2 rRNA genes are annotated in these 3,322 nt (G+C 57.4%); both read right to left on the minus strand.

Features of this window, described 5'->3' with window-relative positions:
• Positions 1 to 77: ribosomal RNA gene (gene rrf, locus KZQ38_RS35635) — 5S ribosomal RNA — on the minus strand; the annotation flags it as partial.
• Between the two features lie 111 nt (positions 78 to 188).
• Positions 189 to 3,267, minus strand: a 23S ribosomal RNA gene (locus KZQ38_RS35640).
• Positions 3,268 to 3,322 lie beyond the last annotated feature (55 nt).

The raw sequence follows: 3,322 nt of genomic DNA on the forward strand, positions 1-3,322 counted from the left end.
GTACCATCGGCGCTGGAAGGCTTAACTACCGGGTTCGGAATGGGACCGGGTGTTCCCCCTCCGCCATAACCACCGAAACACTATGAAATTACCAACCCGCAGACACCCGGCCCTCCAGGCCTCTCGGCCCGGGACCAGACGGTCCGGTTCGGTTCTTTCAGAACCGCACAGTGGATGCGTAGCATTTTCGTAGCAAGTCCTCGGCCTATTAGTACCGGTCAACTCCAGCCGTTACCGACCTTCCATCTCCGGCCTATCAACCCAATGGTCTCTTGGGGGCCTTAACCCACAAAGGGTGGGATACCTCATCTAGGAACGAGCTTCCCGCTTAGATGCTTTCAGCGGTTATCCCTTCCGAACGTAGCCAACCAGCAATGCCCTTGGCAGGACAACTGGCACACCAGAGGTCCGTCCGTCCCGGTCCTCTCGTACTAGGGACAGCCTTCCGCAAGTATCCTACGCGCACGGCGGATAGGGACCGAACTGTCTCACGACGTTCTAAACCCAGCTCGCGTACCGCTTTAATGGGCGAACAGCCCAACCCTTGGGACCTACTCCAGCCCCAGGATGCGACGAGCCGACATCGAGGTGCCAAACCATGCCGTCGATATGGACTCTTGGGCAAGATCAGCCTGTTATCCCCGGGGTACCTTTTATCCGTTGAGCGACCACGCTTCCACAAGCCATGGCCGGATCACTAGTTCCGACTTTCGTCCCTGCTCGACCCGTCGGTCTCACAGTCAAGCCCCCTTGTGCACTTGCACTCGACACCTGATTGCCAACCAGGCTGAGGGAACCTTTGAGCGCCTCCGTTACCCTTTGGGAGGCAACCGCCCCAGTTAAACTACCCACCAGGCACTGTCCCTGATCCGGATCACGGACCGAGGTTAGACATCCAGTACGACCAGAGTGGTATTTCAACGACGACTCCACAACCACTGGCGTGGCCGCTTCACAGTCTCCCACCTATCCTACACAAGCCGAACCGAACACCAATACCAAGCTATAGTAAAGGTCCCGGGGTCTTTCCGTCCTGCCGCGCGTAACGAGCATCTTTACTCGTAATGCAATTTCGCCGGGCCTGTGGTTGAGACAGTCGAGAAGTCGTTACGCCATTCGTGCAGGTCGGAACTTACCCGACAAGGAATTTCGCTACCTTAGGATGGTTATAGTTACCACCGCCGTTTACTGGCGCTTAAGTTCTCAGCTTCGCCCCGAAGAGCTAACCGGTCCCCTTAACGTTCCAGCACCGGGCAGGCGTCAGTCCGTATACATCGTCTTGCGACTTCGCACGGACCTGTGTTTTTAGTAAACAGTCGCTTCTCGCTGGTCTCTGCGGCCGAAAAATCCTAGCCCGCAAGGGGCTTCAAATCCCTCGGCCCCCCTTCTCCCGAAGTTACGGGGGCATTTTGCCGAGTTCCTTAACCACAGTTCGCCCGATCGCCTCGGTATTCTCTACCTGACCACCTGTGTCGGTTTGGGGTACGGGCCGCATGAACACTCACTAGAGGCTTTTCTCGACAGCATGGGATCACCCTACTTCGCCTCAATCGGCTATGCATCACGTCTCAGGATACGTGAGCCGCGGATTTGCCTACGACTCTCCCTACACGCTTACACCAGTACAACCACTCACTGGCGGAGCTACCCTCCTGCGTCACCCCATCGCTTGACTACTACAAGTTCAGGCCCCGCGCTCCACAACCACGCTCATCCGAAGACTCGCACGGCGCTTCGGGCGGTTAGTATCACAAGGTTCGCCATGGGCGCGTTCACACGGGTACGGGAATATCAACCCGTTGTCCATCGACTACGCCTGTCGGCCTCGCCTTAGGTCCCGACTTACCCTGGGCGGATTAGCCTGGCCCAGGAACCCTTGGTCATCCGGCGGCAGAGTTTCCCACTCTGCTTTCGCTACTCATGCCTGCATTCTCACTCGCCCAGCCTCCACACCTGGATTCCTCCGGCACTTCAACGGCTGAACGACGCTCCCCTACCCATCCCGGCAGAACCGGAATGACACGGCTTCGGCGGTGTGCTTAAGCCCCGCTACATTGTCGGCGCAGGACCACTTGACCAGTGAGCTATTACGCACTCTTTAAAGGATGGCTGCTTCTAAGCCAACCTCCTGGTTGTCTAAGCGACCCCACATCCTTTCCCACTTAGCACACACTTAGGGGCCTTAGCCGGCGTTCTGGGCTGTTTCCCTCTCGACTACGAAGCTTATCCCCCGCAGTCTCACTGCCGCGCTCTCACGTACCGGCATTCGGAGTTTGGTTGATTTCGGTAAGCTTGTGGGCCCCCTAGACCATCCAGTGCTCTACCTCCGGCACGAAACACACGACGCTGCACCTAAATGCATTTCGGGGAGAACCAGCTATCACGGAGTTTGATTGGCCTTTCACCCCTAACCACAGCTCATCCCCCAGGTTTTCAACCCTGGTGGGTTCGGGCCTCCACGCGGTCTTACCCACGCTTCACCCTGGCCATGGCTAGATCACCCCGCTTCGGGTCTAGACCACGCGACTCACACGCCCTCTTCGGACTCGCTTTCGCTACGGCTACCCCACACGGGTTAACCTCGCCACGCAGCACTAACTCGCAGGCTCATTCTTCAAAAGGCACGCCGTCACCCCGAAAGGCTCCGACGGATTGTAGGCACACGGTTTCAGGTACTATTTCACTCCCCTCCCGGGGTACTTTTCACCTTTCCCTCACGGTACTCGTCCGCTATCGGTCACCAGGGAGTATTCAGGCTTAGCGGGTGGTCCCGCCAGATTCACAGCAAATTCCACGAGCTCGCTGCTACTTGGGAACACCATCAGGAGGTGCCAGAGTTTTCACGTACGGGACTCTCACCCTCTACGGCCGCGCTTTCCAGACACGTTCCGCTAACTCGACACTTTATAACTCCTCGACCGTCCGGCAGAACGATCAGACAGGTCCCACAACCCCGCACACGCAACCCCTGCCGGGTATCACACGAATACGGTTTAGCCTCATCCGCTTTCGCTCGCCACTACTCACGGAATCACGGTTGTTTTCTCTTCCTGCGGGTACTGAGATGTTTCACTTCCCCGCGTTCCCTCCACACACCCTATGTGTTCAGGCGTGGGTGACCCCACATGACTGGGGCCGGGTTTCCCCATTCGGAAATCCTTGGATCTCAGCTCGGTTGACAACTCCCCAAGGCTTATCGCAGTCTCCTACGTCCTTCATCGGCTCCTGGTGCCAAGGCATCCACCGTATGCCCTTAACAACTTGCCACAAAGATGCTCGCATCCACTGTGCAGTTCTCAAAGAACAACCAGACAACCCCACC

Origin of the sequence: Saccharothrix obliqua (assembly GCF_019375475.1) — a bacterium.
In the GTDB taxonomy this organism is placed as follows: Bacteria; Actinomycetota; Actinomycetes; order Mycobacteriales; family Pseudonocardiaceae; genus Actinosynnema; species Actinosynnema obliqua.